The 23034-nt window shown below is 42.0% G+C and carries 17 protein-coding genes; 5 read left to right on the top strand and 12 right to left on the bottom strand.

Annotated elements, in window-relative coordinates; translation table 11 throughout:
- Window positions 1–4: 4 nt before the first annotated feature.
- Window positions 5–418, top strand: coding sequence for a thiol-disulfide oxidoreductase DCC family protein (locus tag G564_RS0101390; RefSeq protein ID WP_029036076.1), 414 nt, complete (start codon window positions 5–7; stop codon window positions 416–418).
- Window positions 419–620: 202 nt separating this feature from the next.
- Here the strand turns inward: G564_RS0101390 and G564_RS0101385 are convergent, their stop codons facing one another.
- The 5 genes from G564_RS0101385 to G564_RS0101360 all read right to left on the bottom strand — a co-directional run bounded on the left by G564_RS0101385 (window position 621) and on the right by G564_RS0101360 (window position 9312).
- A complete protein-coding gene (locus G564_RS0101385) occupies window positions 621–1778 on the bottom strand; it encodes a flavohemoglobin expression-modulating QEGLA motif protein (protein ID WP_029036075.1) in 1158 nt (385 codons plus the stop codon).
- A 995-nt stretch (window positions 1779–2773) separates the two neighbouring features.
- The gene (tnpA, locus tag G564_RS0101380) at window positions 2774–3223 is read right to left on the bottom strand and encodes an IS200/IS605 family transposase (RefSeq protein WP_029036074.1); all 450 of its coding nucleotides are present in this window, start codon (window positions 3221–3223) and stop codon (window positions 2774–2776) included.
- 728 nt (window positions 3224–3951) lie between these two features.
- Window positions 3952–5268, bottom strand: a complete 1317-nt coding sequence (locus G564_RS0101370; protein WP_029036072.1) for a dicarboxylate/amino acid:cation symporter — start codon at window positions 5266–5268, stop codon at window positions 3952–3954.
- Window positions 5269–5287: 19 nt separating this feature from the next.
- Window positions 5288–6352 (bottom strand): chorismate synthase, encoded by a 1065-nt coding sequence (gene aroC, locus G564_RS0101365; protein WP_029036071.1) that lies wholly within the window; start codon window positions 6350–6352, stop codon window positions 5288–5290.
- Window positions 6353–6402: 50 nt separating this feature from the next.
- On the bottom strand, window positions 6403–9312 hold the full coding sequence (locus G564_RS0101360) for an FAD-binding and (Fe-S)-binding domain-containing protein (protein WP_029036070.1): 2910 nt from the start codon (window positions 9310–9312) through the stop codon (window positions 6403–6405).
- A gap of 134 nt (window positions 9313–9446) precedes the next feature.
- Between G564_RS0101360 and G564_RS0101355 the strand changes: the two genes are divergently transcribed.
- The gene (locus tag G564_RS0101355) at window positions 9447–9938 is read left to right on the top strand and encodes a hypothetical protein (RefSeq protein WP_029036069.1); all 492 of its coding nucleotides are present in this window, start codon (window positions 9447–9449) and stop codon (window positions 9936–9938) included.
- A gap of 40 nt (window positions 9939–9978) precedes the next feature.
- On the opposite strand, the gene bshA is transcribed toward G564_RS0101355, so the two are convergent.
- From bshA to G564_RS0101340, 3 genes are read right to left on the bottom strand one after another with little or no spacing between them, the layout of a single operon-like run.
- Entirely contained in the window at window positions 9979–11121 is a 1143-nt protein-coding gene (gene bshA / locus G564_RS0101350) for an N-acetyl-alpha-D-glucosaminyl L-malate synthase BshA (RefSeq protein ID WP_029036068.1), read from the bottom strand.
- 3 nt (window positions 11122–11124) lie between these two features.
- Window positions 11125–14052: a glycoside hydrolase family 3 N-terminal domain-containing protein gene (locus G564_RS0101345; protein WP_029036067.1), complete on the bottom strand. Its 2928-nt coding sequence runs from the start codon at window positions 14050–14052 to the stop codon at window positions 11125–11127.
- Window positions 14052–14537, bottom strand: coding sequence for a hypothetical protein (locus G564_RS0101340; protein WP_029036066.1), 486 nt, complete (start codon window positions 14535–14537; stop codon window positions 14052–14054). Before G564_RS0101340 ends, G564_RS0101345 begins: the two co-directional genes overlap by 1 nt.
- Before the next feature lie 169 nt (window positions 14538–14706).
- On the opposite strand from G564_RS0101340, the gene G564_RS0101335 reads away from it, so the two are divergent.
- Entirely contained in the window at window positions 14707–15231 is a 525-nt protein-coding gene (locus tag G564_RS0101335) for a hypothetical protein (RefSeq protein WP_029036065.1), read from the top strand.
- A gap of 74 nt (window positions 15232–15305) precedes the next feature.
- Here the strand turns inward: G564_RS0101335 and G564_RS0101330 are convergent, their stop codons facing one another.
- Genes G564_RS0101330 through G564_RS0101315 form a run of 4 tightly spaced genes read right to left on the bottom strand, consistent with a single transcriptional unit; the run spans window position 15306 to window position 19623 of the window.
- Window positions 15306–16097, bottom strand: a complete 792-nt coding sequence (locus G564_RS0101330) for a (Fe-S)-binding protein (RefSeq protein ID WP_029036064.1) — start codon at window positions 16095–16097, stop codon at window positions 15306–15308.
- 42 nt (window positions 16098–16139) lie between these two features.
- On the bottom strand, window positions 16140–17489 hold the full coding sequence (locus G564_RS0101325; protein WP_029036063.1) for a (Fe-S)-binding protein: 1350 nt from the start codon (window positions 17487–17489) through the stop codon (window positions 16140–16142).
- A gap of 10 nt (window positions 17490–17499) precedes the next feature.
- Window positions 17500–18450 (bottom strand): MlaD family protein, encoded by a 951-nt coding sequence (locus G564_RS0101320; RefSeq protein WP_029036062.1) that lies wholly within the window; start codon window positions 18448–18450, stop codon window positions 17500–17502.
- Between the two features lie 54 nt (window positions 18451–18504).
- The gene (locus tag G564_RS0101315; protein WP_037373313.1) at window positions 18505–19623 is read right to left on the bottom strand and encodes an N-acetylmuramoyl-L-alanine amidase family protein; all 1119 of its coding nucleotides are present in this window, start codon (window positions 19621–19623) and stop codon (window positions 18505–18507) included.
- A gap of 126 nt (window positions 19624–19749) precedes the next feature.
- Between G564_RS0101315 and G564_RS0101310 the strand changes: the two genes are divergently transcribed.
- Both G564_RS0101310 and G564_RS0101305 read left to right on the top strand, forming a co-directional pair.
- Window positions 19750–22449, top strand: a complete 2700-nt coding sequence (locus G564_RS0101310) for a putative LPS assembly protein LptD (protein ID WP_029036060.1) — start codon at window positions 19750–19752, stop codon at window positions 22447–22449.
- Window positions 22450–22459: 10 nt separating this feature from the next.
- Window positions 22460–22843 (top strand): Rid family detoxifying hydrolase, encoded by a 384-nt coding sequence (locus tag G564_RS0101305; protein WP_029036059.1) that lies wholly within the window; start codon window positions 22460–22462, stop codon window positions 22841–22843.
- The last annotated feature ends 191 nt before the right edge of the window (window positions 22844–23034 follow it).

Here is a 23034-nt window from a genome sequence, read left to right as displayed (position 1 = left end):
AATTATGGTGAACTTCCCTGAAAACAAAAAGATCATTCTTTTTGACGGAGTTTGTAATCTTTGTAACAAGACAGTACAGACGATAATAAAAAATGACACTGAAGATATCTTTAGATTTGCACCCCTTCAAAGTGATGTGGGGAGACAGATCATTAACGAAAGAGGGATTGATACAGAAAACCTGGATTCGGTAATCTTAATAGAACCCGGAGTGGCATACTATCACAAATCAACCGCGGCCATTGAAATCGCGAAACATCTTGAAGGATATTCCTGGTTAAAAATTTTCAAGCCTCTACCGGAAGGTATGAGAGATGGCATCTACAGTATAATTGCGAATAACAGGTATAATTGGTTTGGTAAAAAGGAAACCTGTATGGTACCTACTCCCGAACTTCAGGCGCTGTTTCTCAAGTAGTTCAAGGTTTAAGGTTCAAGATTCAAGGTTCAATTTTTGTCATTCAGATCGGAGTGCAGCGGAGTGAAGAATCTTAAGGTTCAGGATTTCAACCTGTGGATCGCGGGTTACGGATTACGAGTTGAGAATTTTCGAGGAAAAAATCGTACTTCTAACCTCGTACTTCTAACTTCCTGACCACTGATCACCGACCACTGAACACTTATTTCAGGTTGCTTAGTAGAAAATCGAGTTTATCATTCGTGTTTTTGTTTTCACGGAAGGAATGGGTGAAGAACTCGTTTTTTTCTGCCAGGCCTCTGTTCTGTAGTTCCTGAATAAGTTCCGCATCATTTACAGAGACCTTACCGGTCAAAAGCAAGCCCATGTCTTTTCCTGCAGAATAGTAATCGTATATCTTCTTAAGGCCCGGTAAATACTGGAAGTCTTTGGTAAAGCCTCCTCCCCGGTGTGCTCTTAAAGTGATCACCCATGCGGTTTCTTTGTCTAGTTTATACTGGTTATACAGGAGGTCAAAAGTGTCACTAAAAGAATAGCCTTTGATGAGACTATCTGCCGCCAGTACCCTATAAGCAAGCTCTTTCATTCTCTTAAGGCTTAAGCTGTCACTCATGTACTCACTAAATATCGCTAGTCCCGCCTGGGTTGGGTGATTATTGGCAAAACCATGTGAAAAGATGCGTAGTGGTTGGTTCAGTCCGTTAAAAGTTGTGAGCATGTTCACTCCAATCTCGTGATTAGAGAGGATCTTCAGGTCGTTGTCACTAAATTTTCTGTTCTTTTTAACGATAAGGGTCTGGGTTGTATTCAAAGCCATTGCAGCTCCGGTAATACTGTTGCTCTGCCTGATCTTAAACTTAAAAGGGTATTTCTCCCCAAAAGCCTGAAAGTAAGCCTGAGCTTGATCTGCATTATATCTTGGCACCATTTCCTCTGCATCTTCTTCCTTATGGAAATGCAGGATGAATTTGGCATTTTTGACATCCTTCTCTTGTGGAGTTCCGAATACCCGCAGAGAATTATAGAAAAATTTTGGCCCCTTCCCTACTGAAGCCACACACTGTACCAATCCGGAATATTCGTAAATAGTGTCGTGATACAGCTTGTAGATATCTTCATCGGGAATGTCTTCAAGCTTCTGACTAAAAAATTGGCGCTGTAAGGTATAGGGGTCAAACTTCAGTTTGCGGTACTTGAAGTTTGGTTCTTCACAAAATTTTGAGGCAAAGAACCGCTTTTTCTCCTGCTCAATGTTCAATGGATTTAAATAATTCAACACATCGATCTCCCGCACGAGTCGGTCGAGGTTCTGATCGATTTCCAGTAAACTATCGTAATAACTGCGGACTTTCTCGGTCATTGCTAAAAGGCTTCTTCTTTTAAAAATTTACTCCGCGCAAATACAAGGAATTCTGCTAAGTCTCGCAAACTTTCGAATAGAAATTAATCATAATTCCCGATGAGAGGTTGATTGGAATTTCGATAGGACAATTGTTAGAGCCCTTCAGGCTCCAATATTAAGGTAGACCTATTTGTCCCTGGGCGGTGCCCCCGGCTAATTTATTAAAGCCCTTCAGGCTTTATGATCCAGACAATTCTTCAAATAGGCGTTGAGGCTGAAGGCCTCCAATATCCCAGCCCGGAGCAACGCTGCACGACAATTGGTTGAGCCCTTCAGGCTCCAATATTAAGGTAGACCTATTTCTCCCGGGGCGATGCCCCGGGCTATTTTATTAAAGCCCTTCAGGCTTTATAATCCAGACTATTTTTCAAATAGACGTTGAGGCTGAAGGCCTCAAATATTCCAGCCCGGAGCAAGGCTCCGGGTGATAATGGATAATGTCTTTTATACAAGCCTGAAGGGATGGAACTCACACCGAGTAAAATTGCGCGACAATTGGTTTGAGCCCTTCAGGCTCGAATAATAGTGGTGGAATTTTTATCCCGGGCGATGCCCCGGGCTATTTTATTAAAGCCCTTCAGGCTTTATAATCCAGACTATTTTTCAAGTAGACGTTGAGGCTGAAGGCCTTAAATATTCCAGCCCGGAGCAAGGCTCCGGGTGATAATGGATAATGTCTTTTATACAAGCCTGAAGGGATGGAACTCACACCGGGTAAAATTGCGCGACAATTGGTTTGAGCCCTTCAGGCTCGAATAATAGTGGTGGAATTTTTATCCCGGGGCGATGCCCCGGGCTATTTTATTAAAGCCCTTCAGGCTTTATAATCCAGACTATTTTTCAAGTAGACGTTGAGGCTGAAGGCCTCAAATATTCCAGCCCGGAGCAACGCTCCGGGTTATAACGGTTAGCGTAGTTTTTACCAGCCTGAAGGGCTGGGACAAAATTCCGAATTACCGCCAAAAATAATCTTCATGAAAATCTCCCATTTCATATTTTTTCATAAAATCTTTAACCTCTTCTTCGAAGGAAAATTTTTTATGATGATCTTTCTGATTCACAATATATTTCGTCACCATCTCAACATTTGATTGACTGATGGAAAACGCTCCATATCCTATTTGCCAGGAAAAAGATTCGCATCCCTGAGATTTCATCCATTTGGAGGAACTCTTCTTTACTTCTTCCACCGTACCTGCTAAAGAACTATTTTTTGAAAGAATAAATAGAACATGAAGATGGTCTGGCATTGAGTTTATGGCTAAAACCGGAGAATTGAGATTCTTGAAAATTCCAGATATGTTTTTGTAAAGAGAATCTTCATACAATGATGTTATAAATGGATGCCTGTTTTTAGTGGAAAATATAAGGTGTACATACAATTTAGATAAGGATTGTCCCATATAATAAACAATTAACTGTACCACAATATATTATAAATATCTATTGAATTTCAGAGATAAAGATGTTTACGGATTGCTCGGGGTTTGAGCCCTTCAGGCTCCAATTATTGAGGTAGACCTATTTGTCCCGGGGCGGTGCCCCGGGCTATTTTATTAAAGCTCTTCAGGCTTTACGATCTGGAAAATTTTCCAGAATAGATATTGAGGCTGAAGGCCTCAGATATTTCAGCCCGGAGCAACGCTCCGGGTTATAACGGTTAGCGTAGTTTTTACCAGCCTGAAGGGCTGGGACTCACACCGGGTAAAATTGCACGACAATTGGTTTGAGCCCTTCAGGCTCCAATTATTGAGGTAGACCTATTGTCCCGGGGCGGTGCCCCGGGCTATTTTATTAAAGCCCTTCAGGATTTTACGATCTGGAATAATTTCCAGAACAGATATTGAGGCTGAAGGCCTCAAAGAAATCAGCCCGGAGCAATGCTCCGGGTCAAATGTCAAGTCACAATATTACCAGCGACAATTGGCAATTCCTTCAGGCTCGAATTAGGGGGTGGTTCATCTATCTCGAGGCGGTGCCCCGAGCTATTCTATTAAAGCCCTTCAGGCTTTACTATCTGGTAAAAAATATATTGAGGCTGAAAGCCTCAGATATTCTAGCCCGGAGCAACGCTCCGGGTTATAATGATTAGCGTGGTTTTTATCAGCCTGAAGGGCTGGGACAAAAGATTCTAATGTACTTTTTCCTTTTTTGGAAGGTTGTCATCCCAGTTTCTGACGTGGGGGTCTCCAAGTTTATCTACAGATTTGGCAACCATCATGGAAACTGCGGCATCTCCTGTGACATTCACCATAGTTCGGCACATATCAAGAGGCCTGTCAACTGCAAAAATGAGGGCAAGTCCTGCTTCCGGAATTCCTGCCTGGGAAAGTACTATTACCAGCATTACCATTCCCGCACCGGGAACAGCTGCAGATCCTATGGAGGCTAAAGTTGCAGTAGCTATAATTCCAAGTTGAGCTCCCAAAGAAAGGTCCATTCCAAATGCCTGGGCAATAAATACAGCTGCAACAGCCTGATAAAGGCTGGTACCATCCATATTAATCGTGGCTCCAATAGGTAAAACAAAACTTGTTACTTCTTCATGAACCCCCAGATGTTCTTCGGTACGTTCCATGGTTACCGGCAGGGTTGCAGCACTTGAGCTGGTGGAAAATGCAAGTAACTGAGCCGGAGCTATTCCGTTTTCAAAAAAGGCCGGATTCCTTCCTGTTGTTACCCAAACAATGAGCATATAAACTCCTATCATAAGAGCAAGTCCCAGCAAGACGGTCACCCCATACATAGCGAGTGCAGCAAAGAGATCTGCACTTGGCGATTCCACCACCAGTGCCGCTAAAAGGGCAAACACACCATATGGTGCGGCAAGCATGATGAGATCGATCAGCTTTAAAATGACCTCATTAAATCCATCGAAAAAAGCCTTTACCGGTCTGGCAGTTTCTTCAGGTATAAGAATTAGACCAAGTCCAAAAAAGATGGCAAAGAAAATAACTTGTAGCATATTGCCGTTATCACTGGCTGCGGCAAAGATGTTCCCGGGAACTATGTCTTCGAGAGCCTGTAGTGGCCCCGCCTCCTTTTGTCGTTGTGCATCAGCAATCCGCACATTGGCATCGCCCTCATAACTCGTGATAAGATCATTCCTGGTTTCCTCGGCAATAGCGCTACCCGGTTGAATTAAATTTACCATTGCAAGACCTATAGTTACTGCAATAAGCGTGGTGCCTATGTAGATCAATATGGTACGGGTACCCATCTTAGAGAGTTTTGAGATATCCTTAAGATCGGATATCCCCTTTATAAGAGACGCGAGAATTAGCGGAACCGCAATTAGCTTCAGGGCATTTATAAAGATGTTTCCAAAAGGTTTTATCCAGTCACTTATAAATTCTGAACCCCATGAGAAATTGGTCATGATGAGGGCAAAAATGACCCCGGCCGCCATTCCCAGAAGGATCTGCCAATGCAGTGCTAATTTTTTCATTTTTGAGCTATCTGTATAATTAGAATTTTGATGTTTTATTCAGTAAGTAATAATCGGCCAGGACAAGAGCTGCCATGGCTTCCACAATGGGAATTGCACGGGGAACCACACAAGGATCATGTCTGCCCTTTCCCTGCATTTCAACGCTTTCTCCTTCGGAATTTATGGTCTGTTGTTTTTGCATTATAGTTGCTACGGGCTTAAATGCTATCCTGAATACGATATCCATACCGTTGGAAATTCCTCCCTGTATACCGCCGCTAAAGTTGGTTTGAGTCGTACCGTCGGGATTAAAAAGGTCATTATGTTCACTCCCTTTAAGAGCCGAACCTGCGAAACCGCTCCCATATTCAAAACCTTTTACGGCATTGATAGAAAGCATTGCAGCACCCAATGCAGCATGTAGTTTGTCAAAAACCGGTTCTCCCAGGCCTGCGGGAACTCCGGAGATCACACACTCCACTACCCCACCAACGGTGTCTCCCTGGGACCTGATCTCCTTTATATAGGTTTCCATTTTAGCCGCCGTTTCAGGATCGGGACATCGTACAGGGTTTTTCTCTATCTCAGCAAGATCGAGCTCCTCAAATTTCTTTTCAAGCTGAATTTGACCAACTGCCGAAGTATAGGCTGTGATCTGTACGTTCCCAAGCAATTGTTTGGCTATAGCTCCTGCCGCCACGCGACATGCAGTTTCCCTTGCAGAGGAACGTCCTCCACCTCTATAGTCCCGGTTCCCATATTTTTGATCATAGGTGTAATCGGCATGGGACGGCCTGTAAACATCCTTGATATGGGAGTAGTCCTTTGACTTCTGATTAGCGTTTTCAATAATAAAACCAATAGGGGTTCCCGTAGTTTTACCCTCAAAAATGCCCGATAAAAATTTTACGGTGTCGGGCTCTTTACGTTGCGTCACAATAGCAGATTGACCTGGCTTCCGCCTTTCCATCTCTGCCTGCACTTTGTCCACATCTATTTGAAGCCCTGAAGGGCAGCCATCTATGATCCCGCCAATCGCCTCGCCGTGAGACTCGCCAAAAGTGGTAAGTTTAAAAAGTTTTCCGAAGGAATTTCCGGCCATTGAAGGTGATTTTGAGCAAATGTAATTTTTTAAGCCAAGATTTAAAAATGTTATTTCAGTGCATTGGCCATGATCACAACCGGATGCAAGGCTTTCTTTCCTGTACCGTCAAATATCTGATGTCTGCAACTGGTTCCGGGAGCAGCAATAGTAGTCTCCGCGGAAGCTTTTCGCACTGCAGGGAACAATGTTTGTTCCCCAATTTGCATACTTACTTCATAATGTTCTTTTTCGTATCCAAAGGAGCCGGCCATTCCGCAGCAACCTGAAGGAATTACCGTAACCTCAAAATTTTTGGGCAGGTTAAGCATTACAAAGGTATTCTCCACACCAGAAAGTGCCTTTTGATGACAGTGCCCGTGTAGCTTGATCTTCTTTTTCTCTGAGGTAAAGGAATCGGCAGTAATGTTCCCGGCAATGACTTCTTTCTTAAAAAATTCTTCTATTAAAAAGGCATTTTTGGATAGCTTCTCTGCGGAAGCTTTATCATCTGCCAGCCGTAGGTATTCATCCCTGAAGCTCAAAATTGCGGAAGGTTCTATACCCAGCAACGGACTATCTTCAGAAATAATTTCTTTAAAAATCCTGATGTTTTGATTTGCTGCCTCTTTTGCCTCTTCGAGAAAACCTTTTGAAATAAAGCCGCGGCCACTTTCGGGATGATCAACAATTTTAACTTTGTAATTGAGCCCCTGCAGCAGTTCTATTGCTGCAACTCCGATTTCGGATTCAAGAAAATTGGTGAATTCATCATTAAAAAGATAAACAGTTTTTATAGGCACTTTTATTTCCTGCCTGTTCTGCCTGAAATAAGAGGTCAATGTTTGTTTTGAAAGCTGAGGCATACTTCGCTGCGGTGCAATTCCCATTGCTTTTTTAATAATTCCTGATGTAAAATTATTTGAAAACAGGAAGTTCGAAAAAGGGGAAATTTTAGTGACCTTTGAATTGAGCCTGGTATTGAAAGCAAAGGATCTATCTCTTAAAGAACTGCCGTTGGTTTTGTTATACTGGTATTGAAATTCTGCTTTATAAGCAGCCATATCTACATTAGACGGACATTCACTTTTACAGCCTTTGCAACTGATACATAGATCCAGTACTTCTTTTAATTCATTATGATCAAAGCGATTTGGTTTATCTGAATGTGTAAGAAATTCACGCAAAGCATTGGCACGAGCCCGGGTAGTGTCCTTTTCATTCCGGGTAGCCCGATAGCTGGGGCACATAGTTCCCCCGGCTTCGGCAGGTTTGCGGCAATCCCCACTCCCATTGCAATTTTCGGCACCACGAAGGATTCCCAGAGAATCAGAAAAATCCATTAAAGTCTGGATCTCCGGCTCTTTTCTTCCCGGAGTATATCGCAGACTGGTATCCATAGGTGGTGCATCTGTGATCTTCCCCGGATTGAAAATATGCTGCGGATCAAAAATGTTCTTAACTCTTTGTAGCAATCTGAAATTTTCAGAGCCAATCATGAATTCAATAAATTCGGCACGAACCCGACCGTCACCATGTTCCCCGCTCATGGAACCCCCATATTTCTTAACAAGACTGGCTACGGCTTCTGTAATTTTCCTGAAAAGAACAACATCCTCATCCTTTTTAAGGTTCAGAATGGGTCTCAGGTGCAATTCCCCTGCTCCTGCATGGGCATAATACACTGCTTCCTGTCCAAAATCTTTCATTAGATCTGAAAACTCAGAAATATACGCTGCGAGATCTTCTACGGCTACAGCTGTATCTTCTATACAGGCTACGGCTTTTCGATCCCCAACAATATTTCCAAGTAATCCTAACCCTGCCTTTCTAAGTTCAAGAGCAAGTTCTATAGTGTCATTTCTAAGGACCGGAAGGGCATAAGCCAAATTTGATATTTCGAGGGTTTTAAGAAGCTCGGCAGTTTTGGCAGTAAGCTCTTCTTCCTTATCGGCTCTGAGTTCCAGCATTAAAATTGCCGCCGGATCTCCTTCAATAAAAAATCTGTTTTCCCTGTACTTCAGACTGTTCTTTGTACAATCCAGGATCACCTTGTCCATCATTTCACAGGTGAACAAAGAATGTTGCATGGCAGGAACCACTGCCTGCAGGCACTTTTCTACCGATTCAAAATGCGCCGCGATCATTACCGCATTTTCAGGAGGTAGAACATCAAGTTGTAAGGTGATCTCTGTAGTAAAGGCGAGAGTACCTTCGCTACCACACAGTAACCTACAGATATTGATCTTTTCATTGGTTCCTCCAAAAATTTCGGAAGTCAGGAGCTCATCAACCGCATAGCCTGTGTTCCTTCGATGAATTTCAGGCTTTGGAAAGCCTCTTTTAATCTCCTCCTGAACATCTTCAGGTTTCAGCTCTTCATAAAGTTTCCGGTAGATCTCTCCTTCCATAGATTCCAGCTGCATTTTGCTGCGGAATTCTTCAGAAGAAATTTCAGAAAAAACAGCTTCGGAACCATCAGAAAGCAGCACCTTCATTTCCGGCACCCTGTCGCTGGCCACCCCGTATTTAATAGAAGTTGTTCCACTGGAATTATTTCCCACCATCCCGCCGATCATACAACGGTTTGAGGTGGAAGTATTGGGACCGAAGAAAAGTTTGTGAGGTCTCAGGAAACGATTAAGATCATCTCTAATCACTCCCGGCTGCACTTTTATTTTTCTGTCTGTGGCATCGAAATCAAGTACGGCAGTAAAATGTTTGGATACATCCACCACAATTCCATCCCCTACGCACTGCCCTGCCAGGGAAGTTCCTGCGGTACGGGGAATAAGAGATGTTTTCTTGTTAGAGGCATACCTGATAAGTCTTTGTATATCTTCAGTCGTTTTAGGATAGGCAATAGCCAGGGGGATTTCCCGATAAACAGAAGCATCTGTAGCATAAATGCTGCGCCAAAGCTTGTCATAATAAAGCTCTCCCTCAAGGTTTGCCTCCAGATCTTTTAAAGAATTTCTCATAATGATATTAGAACCAGACTTTTAACGAACCGGTTAACAAAAATTAAGCAACATTAACAATTTATTGGCGAAAGCGGGAGTTTTTGGTCTTAGAGATAGTCTAATTTTGTAGGAACAAATTTAAAAGAAAAGATATGAAAAAATTAGTTTTACTGGCTTTATGTATGTTTGGATTTACTCTTTCTTCACAAGCTCAAACCATAGCTGACAATGCTTTGGGATTAAGACTTGGTGGCAGCGACGGGGTAGGTACCGAAATTTCTTATCAAAGAGGTCTATCAGAGAATAATCGTCTTGAACTTGACCTGGGCTGGAGAAACGGCAGATATTATGATGCTTTCAAACTTACAGGCATCTATCAATGGGTATGGAATATTGAAGGAGGTTTTAACTGGTATGCCGGTTTTGGTGCAGGAATTGGTTCCGTTGATGGAAATGAAGATCATAGGGACTGGAATGATGATGACGGACTTTTCATTACCGCAGCCGGAAACGTTGGTATCGAATACAATTTTGATTTCCCACTACTCCTGTCTCTGGATTTTCGTCCGGAATTTGGCGTGATCAATGCTTATGGAGATGACGTGGATTTTGATATTGCCTTAGGTATCAGATATCAGTTCTAGACCCAGACAAGAATAACAAAGACCAAAGGCTGTCAAAAATCTAATTTTTGACAGCCTTTATCATTCTCTGAGCTTTTTTATATAAATCTTCATACAGAGGCACTACAGAATATATATCAAAGATAAAGGATTGTTTGCGGGCATTTTCTTTGAATTGCTTCAGCGTATTCTCATCACTTAAAATATTCACTGCATTTGCAGCCATTTCCTCCACATCACCAACATTACTCAAGTAACCGGAAAAACCTTGTTTATTAACTTCAGGAAGTCCGCCGGTATTCGTAGAGATCACGGGAACTCCATTTACCATAGCTTCCAAAGCTGCCAGTCCAAAACTCTCTTTTTCCGAAGGCAACAGGAATAGGTCTGAATAGCTCAAGACTTTATCAATCTCATGGGATTCACCCAAAAAGAGGACTTTTTCTTCGATTCCCAACTCCATTACAAGGTCTTCGGCCATTTCTCTTTCGGGCCCCTGGCCTACCATAATAAGCTTTGATTTCACCTTTCTTTGAAGCAGATAAAATATAGTGATAACATCCTTGATCCGTTTAACCTTTCGGAGATTACTAACGTGCGTAATGATCTTTTCATCATTTGCTGCGAGCATGCTGCGCTGGCAATTACTTAAAGACTGAGTGTATTTGGTAGTATCAATAAAGTTAGGAACCACATCAATCTCCCGCTTTACGTTGAACAATCGCAAAGTATCTGCCTTTAAACTTTGTGAAACCGAAGTCACCACATCACTGCTATTGATACTAAAAGTTACTGCAGGTTTATAAAATGGATGGTTTCCTACCAGGGTGATATCTGTACCGTGCAGAGTGGTTACCATTGGGAGCAATATTCCTTCTTCCTCCAGGATCTTTTTCGCCATATAACCTGCATAGGCATGGGGAATAGCGTAATGCACATGAAGCATTTCAATCTTATGCAGCTTCACCATGTCTACCAGTTTGCTGCTAAGAGCAAGTTCATATGGCTGATAATGAAAAAGCGGGTATTCGGGTACATTCACCTCGTGGAAATGAATATTGGCCGATAATTGTTCAAGCCTTACCGGTTGTTTATAAGTAATAAAGTGGATTTCGTGACCTCTTTTAGATAAGGCCATTCCCAATTCTGTGGCGACAACACCACTTCCACCAAAAGTGGGGTAACACACAATCGCAATTTTCATCAATTAGCGGTCTATAGCTTCGTAAATAATTTCCTGAATATCTGACCGGATACTTTCCCGCGTTATTTTATTGTTGGTCGCAGAAGGATGGATCCGGTTCGATAAAAATACGTAAACTATTTCTTCCTCGGGGTCAGCCCACGTAAAAGTTCCTGTAAATCCGCTGTGACCAAAGCTTGTCATGGAAACACAGCCGCAAGTAGGCCCCACGTTTGAAAGCTGAGGCTTGTCGAACCCCACTCCTCTTCGCACATCCTGTTCGCAGTAATAACAGGTATTGAATTTATCAACCGTGGATCTGTCCAGATATTTCCTACCGCCATATTCTCCTCCATTGAGATACATTTGCATGATCTTGGCCACATCGTTAGCATTGGCAAAAAGTCCGGCCTGCCCCCCTATTCCGCCCAGTAAAGCAGCACCTTCATCATGTACGAAACCTTGCAGTAACTGGTTTCTCCATAATTTATCTTCTTCGGTAGGAACGATCCTCTCCTTCGGAATCGTTTTTAAGGGTAAATAAGTAGTGTTACTGGCACCAAGAGATTTATAGAAATGATCCTGGGCCAAATATTCAAGTGAAGTGCCATAAATATCTTCCAGATAGAACTTGAGAAGGTAAAAAGGAAGATCACTATATCTGTACATTCTTCTTTTTTCTAATTCGCTATCTCTAATGGTATAAAACACAGTATCTCTTATATCATTCCGAACAAATAGATCCTCTGCAATCTTTACATTATACCCTGGATCTTCCTGTTTTCGAATGTATCTAACATTTGGCCGGTTTGTTTTTGAATCATAGGTTTTTCGATGAAACGGGATCCAGCTTTTCAAACCGGCATAATGAGAAAGCATTTGCAGCAGGGTAATCTGCTCTTTATTGCTTCCTCGGAAAGAAGGAAACATCTCCCCTAATGTAGTATCAAGATCAATCTCATCCTTATCAACCAGCTCCATCAAAAGAGGAAGAGTAGCAAGGATCTTGGTGAGAGAGGCAAGATCGTATACATCTGAAGACTTCACCGGATTTTTTTTGTCATAAGTATGATAGCCGGCATTTCTTTCATAGATAACTTTTCCCCGGCGGGTAACCAGCACCTGCACTCCCGGGGTCATCTTTTCGTTAATAGCTTTGTCAATAAGAGCATCTATCCTGTTTAATTTGTAGCTGTTCATTCCCACGTGCTCAGGAAGCCCATACGAGAGTCTGCCGAGATTGCGGGTTTTAAATCCGGTACCTGCAGGATATTCCTCCCCGGCCGTTACAGGCAGTTTTCCTCTTGCTTCAATAGCACCAAAAATGACCTCTGCCGCTTTTTGCTGTGCCAGCACGCTATTCTGATAAGCAACCTGTATTGCCTCAAAATTTGCTGTAGTCTTTAAATCGAGTAAGGCGTATGGGCGGGTAAAAATGTTAAGGATCACCTTATTCTTCCTGGCGATCTCATAGAGCCAGGTTTGTTCAATTTCATTCATCCTAAATCCACTCCAGGGGGAATCATTGGATTGATGATATCCAATGATCACAAGATTATATGATTCGAGCGTATCAAGAAGTTCGTTAAGATTTTCGGCAGAAACAGAATCAATCTGTGTATAGCGGGATAGCTGCTCAAAAAACGGATCTCCGGAATCCTTGCCAAAGTGTACATATGCAATCTTACTGGTCTCCAGGTCTCTTACCGGAATTGTGGATCTGTTATTTTTGATCACGGTCATGGCATCTTCATAAAGCCGATGCGCCAAAACCTCATTTCTTATACTATTAAGATCTTCAACTAAATAATCTGTGCTTACGGGTTCATAATCATTTAAACCAACTTTATACTTGGCGTACAGGATCTTCCTGACCGAATGTTCCAGACGAGTTTCGGTGATCAAACCCTGGTTGTATGCCTCAATAATTTTTTCTGAAGCTTTAGGAACATCTTCAGAAAAGAGAAGGATATCATTACCGGCCAGAAAAGCCGCAAGATCGATCTCCCCCGGTTCATCAAAGTCGGCAACTCCTTTCATGTTGAGGGCATCGGTAATAATAAGACCGTAGAAATCAAGTTCCTCTTTTAAAATTCCTGTCACAATACTATGAGAGAGAGAAGATGGAAAATCGGTTCTCTTCTCCAGACTCGGAACATTGAGATGCGCCACCATCACACTTGGAAGACCTTCATCAATCAATTTGCGGTATGGAAATAATTCTTCTCTAAAGATCCTGTTCCTGGAAAAATCAATCGTGGGAAGTGTTTTATGGGAATCTTTCTCTGTATCCCCATGTCCCGGAAAATGTTTGGCACTACTAAGCACATTTTCCCGGTGCAGTCCTCTCATTAAAGCAGCCGCCTTGTCGGCCACATTATTTTTATTTTCTCCAAAGGAACGGTTTCCAATGATGGGATTTTCTGGATTTGTATTGATGTCTACTACCGGCGCGAAGTTAATATGCACTCCAAGTCTCCTGGAATGTTTGGCTATCCCGGCTCCAACCTCTTCTATCAATTTCTCATCCTGAATAGCCCCTAAAGTCATATTCCACGGAAATGCATAAGTAGAATCCAGCCGCATGGCCAAACCCCACTCGGCATCCATACCAATTAACAGTGGCACTTTTGAAATCTCCTGCAACTCGTTGTTCAGCTTCGCCTGCCGTTGTGGTCCGCCTTTCGAAAAGATAACTCCTCCTACATGATGCTGCTCAACGAGAAGTTTGGCTTTTTCAATTTTCGCAGCAGGGTCTGACGAGAAAACATCTATCATGAAAAGTTGCCCCACCTTTTCTTTTAAAGTCATTGCATCATAGATGCTATCGACCCATTTTCGCTGTTGTTCCGGATCGTCAGATATCAACGGCCGGTTTTGAGAAAAAGAAATTTGGGTAAAGAAGAACAGGGCCCATAACAGGCCTTTTAAGTATCTGAATTTAAAGATCATTAATTGAGAAACCTGTTATGCCAGCTTTCAGATGCAGGCACTTCCCAATCTGAAAGATATTCGGCTTTGTTATTGACAAGATTGTTGAAGACAATGGTTTTAGGAGAAACAGCTTTATCCTTCGCCATCTTACGGAAATCGGTAAGGGTTTTATACGCTACAAACTCCCCTTGCTTATAAGATACATTCATCTTGTCCAGAAGATCCACATCGTAATCCTGTTCAAGCTGTTGTATGAACCTAACCGACTCATCTATGGAACAACCTGTAGCCGAATTCATTTTTTGATCAAGGGCAAGAATTATAAACCGCTTATACCGCATCTCATAAGAAGCTTTTAAATTAGCTCCATGAGCCGTCCATTGCTCAATAAAAGCTTCAAGCTTTTGTTTAATTTCTTCCTGCTCATCTTCTGTAAAAGAGCGGTTTGCCTGAAAAATCCATACTCTGGAACTTTCAGGAAGTGTATCAAAGGGAACGTACATTTCTTGGATATTTTTTAGGTTTTACAAAGTAACTGAATTGAAGCATTGCATCCAATTTCCTTTGGTTAAAGTTGATCTGCTATACACGTATTTTAAGGTTATCAAAAGCATTGCCATAAGCTGATGGAGATCATAGATTTTTTAGGGGCACTCATAGTAAATTTGCGCTATGGCGAAAGAAAAAACAGATATTTTCAAATTTGCACGGGAGCTCGGTTACAGGTCAGCTAAAAAGGAGTCCTGGAAACTGGTGGAATGGCTACGCGAAGAAAAGAATATTCATGTGGAAGTCGGTAGTATGTGGGATGAGCTGAATAACCAAGTGGAATCCTATTTTTTTACTGTGACTGCTCCTGTTAATCGCTATTATATTCAACCTATCTACTGTACGGGCGGCAAATCTTATGATGAAATGCTGCTGCAGGGATTAGAAGAAGCACTCCTGCTTTTAAAGAATTACACAAAACAAAAAAATATTAAAGTTAGTGATGACATGATCGTCATTGCTTACCTGAAAGGCTACGGAGATAAAAACCGCTCTTCAGCAAAGAATATCTATCAGACTAATATTGAAAGATATGCTTACTTTTTAGGTAAGCAGGGGGATTATATTGAAGAAGGTCTCACAGAGGATGACATTGTTATCCTGGTGAGAAATGAATTACCGGAGGCAGAAAAACTCCGGCTTGAATAGCCAATAGTTTTTTTAATTTAAAAGGGGCTGAAAAATTACATTTTTCAGCCCCTTTTGATTTATGGATGCTTTACTTAAAGATCTTCTGCATTTGCGATCATTTCAGCAATGTCCATTACCGCTATATTGTCCTCCCGGTTTTTTGCCTTGACCCCATCGGTCATCATGGTATTACAAAAAGGACATCCTGCAGCGATGACTTCGGGTTTTACTTCGATAGCCTGTTCTGTTCTTGCGACATTCACTTCTTCCTTTCCCGGTTCCGGTTCCTTGAACATCTGGGCACCACCCGCACCACAGCACATAGCATCTTTTTTACATCTTTTCATCTCCACGAGTTCAACTTCCAGTTTTCTCAGCAAATCACGTGGGGCTTCATAAATGTCATTCCCCCGGCCAAGATAACAGGGATCGTGAAAGGTGATCCTTTTCCCCTTGAACTTTCCTCCTTCAACTGTAAGTCTACCTTCATCCAGCAGGGATTTAAGAAAGGTTGTATGATGCATTACTTCATAGTTGCCGCCCAATCCCGGATATTCGTTTTTTATGATATTAAAACAGTGCGGACAGGTAGTAACGATCTTCTTGATCTCATAACCATTAAGCACCTCGATATTTCCGGCAGCCTGCATTTGGTAAAGGAATTCATTTCCGGCGCGCTTGGCAGGATCTCCTGTACAACTTTCTTCAGTCCCTAAAACAGCAAAATCCACATTCGCTTTATTTAGCAGTCTTACAAATGCTTTGGTGATCTTTTTTGCCCGGTCATCAAAACTTCCAGAGCAACCTACCCAGAACAATACTTCGGGTTGTTTTCCTTCAGCCATATATTCTGCCATAGTAGGCACTTTTATATTTTCTGCCATTGTAATTTATATTGAAGCCTCAAAAAAAGGCCAAAATTGGTATTAATTTTCGTTTGCCCAGTTAAGGCGGTCCATTTGGTTATACGGCCATGGAGCACCGTTATTTTCGATATTCCCCATCGCATTGTTAAGATCTGCCGGGCCGGCGCTTTGTTCCATCATCAGGTATCTTCTCATCTCCACAATTATAGACATAGGGTCAATACCAACAGGACAGGCTTCTATACACATTTGACATGTAGTACAGGCCCAAAGCTCCTCTCTCAGGATGTAATCATCCAGCAGCTGTTTGCCATCGTCAACAAATTTTCCATTCTTATTGATGTTCTCCCCCACCTCTTCCAGGCGGTCACGGGTATCCATCATGATCTTTCTCGGAGAAAGAAGCTTTCCGGTATTATTTGCAGGACATTGGTCTGTACAACGTCCACATTCTGTACAGGTATAGGCATTCAATAACTGCACCCGGTTGAGATCAAAGACATCTGACGCCCCGAATTTCTCCGGTTCCCCTTCTTCCTCCCCTTCAGTTTCGGCAGGAGCGGCAAAAGGATCGGCATTGGGATCCATCATTAACTGCACTTCTTTTGTTACTGCATCGATATTATCTAATTCGGCTTTAGGCCTGATCTTAGAATAATATACATTCGGAAAAGCCAGAAGTATATGGAGGTGCTTGGAATAATAAAGATAATTGAGGAAAAACAGGATCCCTAAAATATGTAACCACCATGCTGTTCTTTCAATAATTATAAGGGTCGAATTGCTGAACCCGTCTAAAAGGGGCAACAGGGCACTACTTACAGGAAATGCTCCTGCAATCTCGCCTGATGCCATGGCATAATGTGGTGCAAGATTTAATTGAAGCTGATAATCTGCCGCATTCATGACAAGAAACAGCGCCATTAAGACCATTTCAAAATAAAGAATGTAATTCGCATCATTTTTAGGCCACTCCGTAATTTCTCTCGCCCTGAACCTGCGGATGTTTAAAATGTTCCTCCTCACCCAAAAGATGATCACTCCCACTAGCACCAATAGCGCTAAAATCTCAAAAGCACCGATAAGATAACGGTAAGGCTCCCCGGCAAAAGCAAAGATCCTGTGAGTACCAAATATTCCGTCGATAATGATCTCAAGAACTTCAATATTAATAATGATAAATCCCAGGTAAACTATGACATGTACAATTCCCGAAACGGGGCGGCGCACCATCTTATACTGACCCAACGCAATTTTGGCCATCTTTCCCCATCGTTCTGATGGATTGTCTGTAAGGTCTGTTTCCCGACCCAGTTTAATATTCCGGATCATCCTCCGGATATTGCGAATAAAAATACCTATCCCAAGTGCGAAAGCAAGGATAAAAGCGATTTGCGCAAGGATTTGCATGATTGGTTGGTTATTTTAATGAATCTTTCGGAGGCGAATACGGACCCGGATTTTTCCCAAATATAGAAAAATGTACGTAACGTTTTGGATTAAGCTTGACATCCTGAATCAAAGCATCAAGTTGCTTAGTCGCCCTTTCCAGATTGTTGAACACAGAAGGATCATTAAGAAGTTTTGCGGCTGTTCCTTCTCCTGAATTTAGTTTTTCTGTAACCCGCTCAAAATTAGCTACCGAATTCTCAAGATCTTCAGTTACCTTCCTTAGATCAAACTCGGATAGTGTATCTGAAAAATTGTTGAATTTCGTGGACATCTCATCCAGGTTGGAGAAGGTACGGTTAAGCTTTGGAGTATTATCTGAGATAATCCCTTCTACAGATGTAGCCGAATTGCGAAGGGAACCAACTGCAGCATCGAGATTTGCAATACTATTGCGCAAATTATTTCTTGTCTCAGCATTCATCACTTCATTAAAGGAATTCACCAGGGAATCTGCACTTACTATAACCCTTTCTATTTTCTCCTGAAGCGGAGCAAGACGGGTATTTACAACTTCAAGTAAACCTTCCTCTATTTCACTTGGCAACGTATCCCCTGATTTTGCCATGTTTCCCTGCTCGTATTTGGGAAGGATCGCAATGGATTTTCCGCCAATTAATCCACCTCCATATATTTGTGCCACACTTTCCTTTGAGAAAGGGAATTCATTATCTACAGTAAATTTCACTAACAATCTTCCCGAATTATCGAGAAATTGAATGTTAGTAACATTTCCAACTTTAAAACCATTAATGGTAACGGGCGAAGAAGCAGAAAGACCTTCTACATCATCATATACGGCATAAAGAGTCCTGCTGGAATCAAACCAGTTCTTTCCTTTTAAAAAACTATATCCAAAAATAAACAGAAGAATGGCAACAATGGCCAAAAGAGCAGTTTTTACCTCTTTAGTATATTTCACAAAGACGTTCTATTTGATGAGTGACAAATATAAAATTAATATAGAAAAGAAGGTCTATTTCATTTTTGTTTTTAACGCGTCATTAACGCTGATCTTCTCATTTCCGCGGAATGCAACAATATAACTGTCAGGATATCCGCTTCTCCTTGCAATTTCATGCAGCTCTTTTATCTGGGAATAACTTGAAGTTGCTCCGTAATAATATTTAAATAATTTTCCTTCTTTATTTCTGGAAACCTCTCTTAGCCCCCTGAAATTTTTAGGATTTGGTTCAATTTTTTTTCCTGTGGCAGCAAGCTGAACTCTAAAGGTGATCCCATCATAAATATCAAGAGGTTGCTCCTGTGGCTCGGCTGTTAGGGCCACTGGCGGATTCCTGTCCAGGCCTTCAAGTATTTCAAGATTAATAGATTTCTTATAATCTAAAACAGCCTTTGTTATGGCTTGAGGCATACCCGACTGTCCGGAGCGGCTGTTCAGGTATGACCCTTCCCCCGTGTTTGTCAAAAAGCCGGTTTCCACAAGTACACTCGGCATATATGTTTGACGTAAAACCAGGAATCCTGCCTGTTTAACTCCCCTGTTCACCCGCTTTAGATCATGGGTAAAGTTCTTCTGGATAAGATCTGCCAGCAAGACACTTTGATCTAAAAATTCCTCCTGCATAAGCGTAAGACCTATATAAGATTCGGGAGAATTAGGATTAAAACCGTCATAAGTGACTTCATAATCCTCCTCCAGGAAGATCACCTGGTTCTCCCGCATGGCAACCTCAAGGTTATCCTGGTTACGGTGTAGCCCCAGCACAAAGGTTTCCGTACCCTGCGCCTGAGATTTATGGGCATTACAGTGAACAGATATAAAGAGGTCTGCCTCGGCTTTATTTGCAATTTCTGCCCGGCCTGCCAGGGTAACAAATACGTCACTTTTACGGGTATAGATCACCTTGACATCAGGAAGCTTTTCAAGTTCAGCACCTATGCTTAGCACGATGTTAAGAGCGATATCCTTCTCATAGTAACCATTGCCGCGGTTGCCGGGATCCTGCCCTCCATGACCTGCATCAAGTACTACAACAAACTTCTCCCTGGGAGGATCTGTTAGGATAGTTGTAGAGTGGACAAAATTAAAACAGGTGAAAAATATAATTAAAGCAAGAAGTTTCGTTTTCATATGCAAATAACGGTTCATAGGGGCAGATATTATTTTTTGTTTAACTCAAAAGGTACCTTAAAAAATATATGTAATTTTGAGACTTCAAAAAACAAGCCACACCTTACAAAAATAGTATAAGTAGCATTGCGAACAAAGATACTTTACATACTTTCCTGCTGTATTTTTTTGCTTTTTTCGGCATCTCAAATTTCGGCTCAGGAAATCAAAACAAAAGAAGGTATCCGCATTCCTGCTGAACGCGAAACAGCACCTCCCATACAGGATTCCCTTGTGATCCAGGCACCTGTTCCATCCATCACCATTCCTTCAGCTCAGGATACAGTTCGTCCACAAAACCAGGTCTTAACAGACCAGGTAGTTTACACCGCGCAGGATTATATGAGGCTGAGCCCGCGCGAAAACCGTCTTTACCTGTATAACATGGCCGAAGTTACTTATGGCGATATTAATATCACTGCAGGCAGGATCGTACTCGACAATGAAAGGAATGAAGTTTATGCATATGGCATTCCCGATTCTGCAGGAGTCTACACCCAGAAACCGGTTTTTACTCAGGGACAGAATGTGGTAAGACCGGACTCCATCAGGTTCAATTTTGACACGGAACGGGCGCTTGTATTCAATTCGCGAACAGAACAGGGGGAATTTAAAGTTTTAGGGGAGATCACCAAAAGAGAGAATGACAGTGTGTATTACATGAAAAATGTGAAATTCACCACCTCTCCCAACGAAGAAAATCCCGATTATTATTTTTATGCCCGACGCATCAAATTTGTGCCTGATAAAAAGATCGTTTCGGGACTTGTAAATATGTATATCGCCGATGTCCCCACACCATTAGGCCTGCCCTTTGGGTACTTTCCCATGACCGATGAACAAACCTCCGGATTTATCATTCCCTCTTTTGGAGATGATAACCGCAGAGGGTATTATTTGATGAACGGAGGATACTATTTCGCGATAAGTGATTATATGGATCTCACGGTCCTGGGAGACTACTATACTAATGGGAGCTATGGACTGCGAACGGAATCTTCTTACGCTGTGAGGTACAAATTTCGGGGGAACCTGAGCTTCCGGTATGAAAAGATCATTAACAGCGAACGCGGATTTCCAGATTTTTCGGAAGCATCGATCTACAACCTTCGCTGGAATCATACCCAGGATTCAAAGGCAAATCCCAGTTCCAGATTTTCGGCTTCAGTAAACCTGGGAAGTAGTGATTACTACCAGGCTTCTACCAACCAGATGAACGCCGGAAACAGGCTTACCAACACCTTAAGCTCCTCTGTTTCCTATTCAAAGACTTTCAACATTCAGCCGCAGGTCAATTTAAGTGTCGCTGCTACTCACAGTCAGAACACCAACACACAGCAAATTAATATGACCCTGCCAACCGTGCAGGCAAGTATGGCCCGTGTTTATCCTTTTGAACCTAAGATAGGTGCAAAAAAAGGTATTATTGAAAATATCAACTTCCAGTATAATTTTAGGGGGGAGAATCGTTTTCAAACTACAGATTCTCTCTTTTTCAAGCCCGAGATGTTCGAAAATGCCATTTTAGGAGCACAACACCAGGTGCCCTTAACAACAAACTTTAAGCTGTTCAATTATTTAAGCGTAAGTGCGGGTACAAATTATACCGAAGCCTGGGTTTTTAAGACCTTTGAAAGATCCTATGATGAAGACGCCCGTGTAGAGGTGATCGATACCGTGAGCGGATTTGATTCTTATCGCACCTATAATTTCAACACGAGTATAGGGACCACGATCTACGGAACAAAAAATTTCAGCGGGAATGGGAAATGGCAGGCGATCAGGCACGTAATGCGGCCTTCTGTGAGTTATAATATCAATCCCGGTTTCGATCATTATTACGACTCTTACCTCATTCCTGAAACTGAAGATGGCAGGGAAGCAAGAGTTGTAGAGTATTCGAGATTTCAGGGAACATTATATGGCCCTCCGGGGAAGCTTTTCTCAAGTTCCATTGGTTTGTCACTTAGTAACACCTTCGAAGCTAAAGTCAAGGATTCAGTAGATGCGACTCCGCGTAAAGTTAAGTTGCTCAACAACCTCAATATTAGTACCTCCTATAATCTGGCAGGAGATTCTTTAAAACTTTCTCCAATCAGTGTGAGAGGAAGTATACCTATAGTTCAGAATAAACTGGATATCAACTTTGGAACCAACCTGGATATCTATGCGCTGAACAACAATAACCGCCGCATCGACCGACTAAATATTCAGAATGGAGGAAGTTTATTCAGGCTTACAAATGCCAATGTAAGTTTTGGTTACTCCTTCTCCAGCAGGGATTTTTCCGGAGGAAAGGAGAACACAGACCGATACGAAAATGAGACTTTCAGGAGTGGTGGGCGGCCCGACGATCTCTTTGGTAAGGATATGGACATGGACGGCACCTTTTATGAAGAACAGGAGGAAGACATGACCGAGGATGAACCGGAAGATAACAGCTGGTATAATTTCGATATTCCATGGGATCTAAGGCTGGCTTATACACTGAATTATTCTAATAATGCCCGACAAAGTGATATTTCTTCTCACTCACTTATGTTTTCGGGAGATATAGAAATTTCTCCGCGTTGGAACATTGGAGCTTCTTCGGGTTATGACTTTGTAAATAATGGATTTACACATACACAACTACGTTTTGCACGGGATCTGGAAAGTTGGCGAATGACCTTTAGCTGGACACCTTTCGGACTATATAAGCAATGGAATTTCTTTATAGGAATAAAATCTTCTATCTTAAGTGATATTAAATACGAGAAGCGAAGAGAAAGAGACAGACGACTATAAAACGAGAAATATGAAAAAGATCATTCAAACCAAAGATGCTCCCGCGCCTATAGGTGCCTATAATCAGGCTGTATTAAGCGGCGATACACTTTACATTTCGGGCCAGATAGCCCTTAACCCGGTAAGCGGAGAATTACAGCAGGAGAACATTGAAGAGGAAACAGAACAGGTAATGAGAAACCTGAAGGCTATACTTCAGGCTGCAGATATGAACTTTGAAAATGTGGTTAAAAGTTCCATCTTCATAAGCGACATGAACAATTTCACGAGAATTAACTCCGTCTACTCCAAATATTTTGACGAGGCTACCGCTCCTGCCAGGGAGACCGTAGAAGTTGCCAATCTTCCAAAATTTGTGAACGTGGAGATAAGTATGATTGCTGTGAAATTTTAGTGATCAGTGGTCAGTGATCAGTGATCAGGTGGATTTGTCATTTCGACAGAGCCTTTTCTTTTGGGAAAAAGAAGAGGCGACGAGAAAGCGCAGCTTCGAAATAGTCAAATCTCATTTTTGAAGGGAAAGTGGAAAAGCAAAATATCAGTACAAACGAGAGATTCTTCACTTTGCTGCGCTCCGTTCAGAAT

This window comes from Salinimicrobium xinjiangense DSM 19287 (assembly GCF_000423585.1).
Lineage (GTDB): Bacteria > Bacteroidota > Bacteroidia > Flavobacteriales > Flavobacteriaceae > Salinimicrobium > Salinimicrobium xinjiangense.
The sequence above is the reverse complement of the archived record's forward strand: the minus strand, read 5'-3'. Positions and strand labels throughout refer to the sequence as shown.

What these genes read in the sequence shown, in the direction of transcription:
- G564_RS0101390 (WP_029036076.1), top strand. Translation starts at nt 5, where the DNA reads ATGGTGAACTTCCCTGAAAACAAAAAGATCATTCTTTTTGACGGAGTT.
- G564_RS0101385 (WP_029036075.1), bottom strand. Translation starts at nt 1,778, where the DNA reads ATGACCGAGAAAGTCCGCAGTTATTACGATAGTTTACTGGAAATCGAT.
- tnpA (WP_029036074.1), bottom strand. Translation starts at nt 3,223, where the DNA reads ATGGGACAATCCTTATCTAAATTGTATGTACACCTTATATTTTCCACT.
- G564_RS0101370 (WP_029036072.1), bottom strand. Translation starts at nt 5,268, where the DNA reads ATGAAAAAATTAGCACTGCATTGGCAGATCCTTCTGGGAATGGCGGCC.
- aroC (WP_029036071.1), bottom strand. Translation starts at nt 6,352, where the DNA reads ATGGCCGGAAATTCCTTCGGAAAACTTTTTAAACTTACCACTTTTGGC.
- G564_RS0101360 (WP_029036070.1), bottom strand. Translation starts at nt 9,312, where the DNA reads ATGAGAAATTCTTTAAAAGATCTGGAGGCAAACCTTGAGGGAGAGCTT.
- G564_RS0101355 (WP_029036069.1), top strand. Translation starts at nt 9,447, where the DNA reads ATGAAAAAATTAGTTTTACTGGCTTTATGTATGTTTGGATTTACTCTT.
- bshA (WP_029036068.1), bottom strand. Translation starts at nt 11,121, where the DNA reads ATGAAAATTGCGATTGTGTGTTACCCCACTTTTGGTGGAAGTGGTGTT.
- G564_RS0101345 (WP_029036067.1), bottom strand. Translation starts at nt 14,052, where the DNA reads ATGATCTTTAAATTCAGATACTTAAAAGGCCTGTTATGGGCCCTGTTC.
- G564_RS0101340 (WP_029036066.1), bottom strand. Translation starts at nt 14,537, where the DNA reads ATGTACGTTCCCTTTGATACACTTCCTGAAAGTTCCAGAGTATGGATT.
- G564_RS0101335 (WP_029036065.1), top strand. Translation starts at nt 14,707, where the DNA reads ATGGCGAAAGAAAAAACAGATATTTTCAAATTTGCACGGGAGCTCGGT.
- G564_RS0101330 (WP_029036064.1), bottom strand. Translation starts at nt 16,097, where the DNA reads ATGGCAGAAAATATAAAAGTGCCTACTATGGCAGAATATATGGCTGAA.
- G564_RS0101325 (WP_029036063.1), bottom strand. Translation starts at nt 17,489, where the DNA reads ATGCAAATCCTTGCGCAAATCGCTTTTATCCTTGCTTTCGCACTTGGG.
- G564_RS0101315 (WP_037373313.1), bottom strand. Translation starts at nt 19,623, where the DNA reads ATGAAAACGAAACTTCTTGCTTTAATTATATTTTTCACCTGTTTTAAT.
- G564_RS0101305 (WP_029036059.1), top strand. Translation starts at nt 22,460, where the DNA reads ATGAAAAAGATCATTCAAACCAAAGATGCTCCCGCGCCTATAGGTGCC.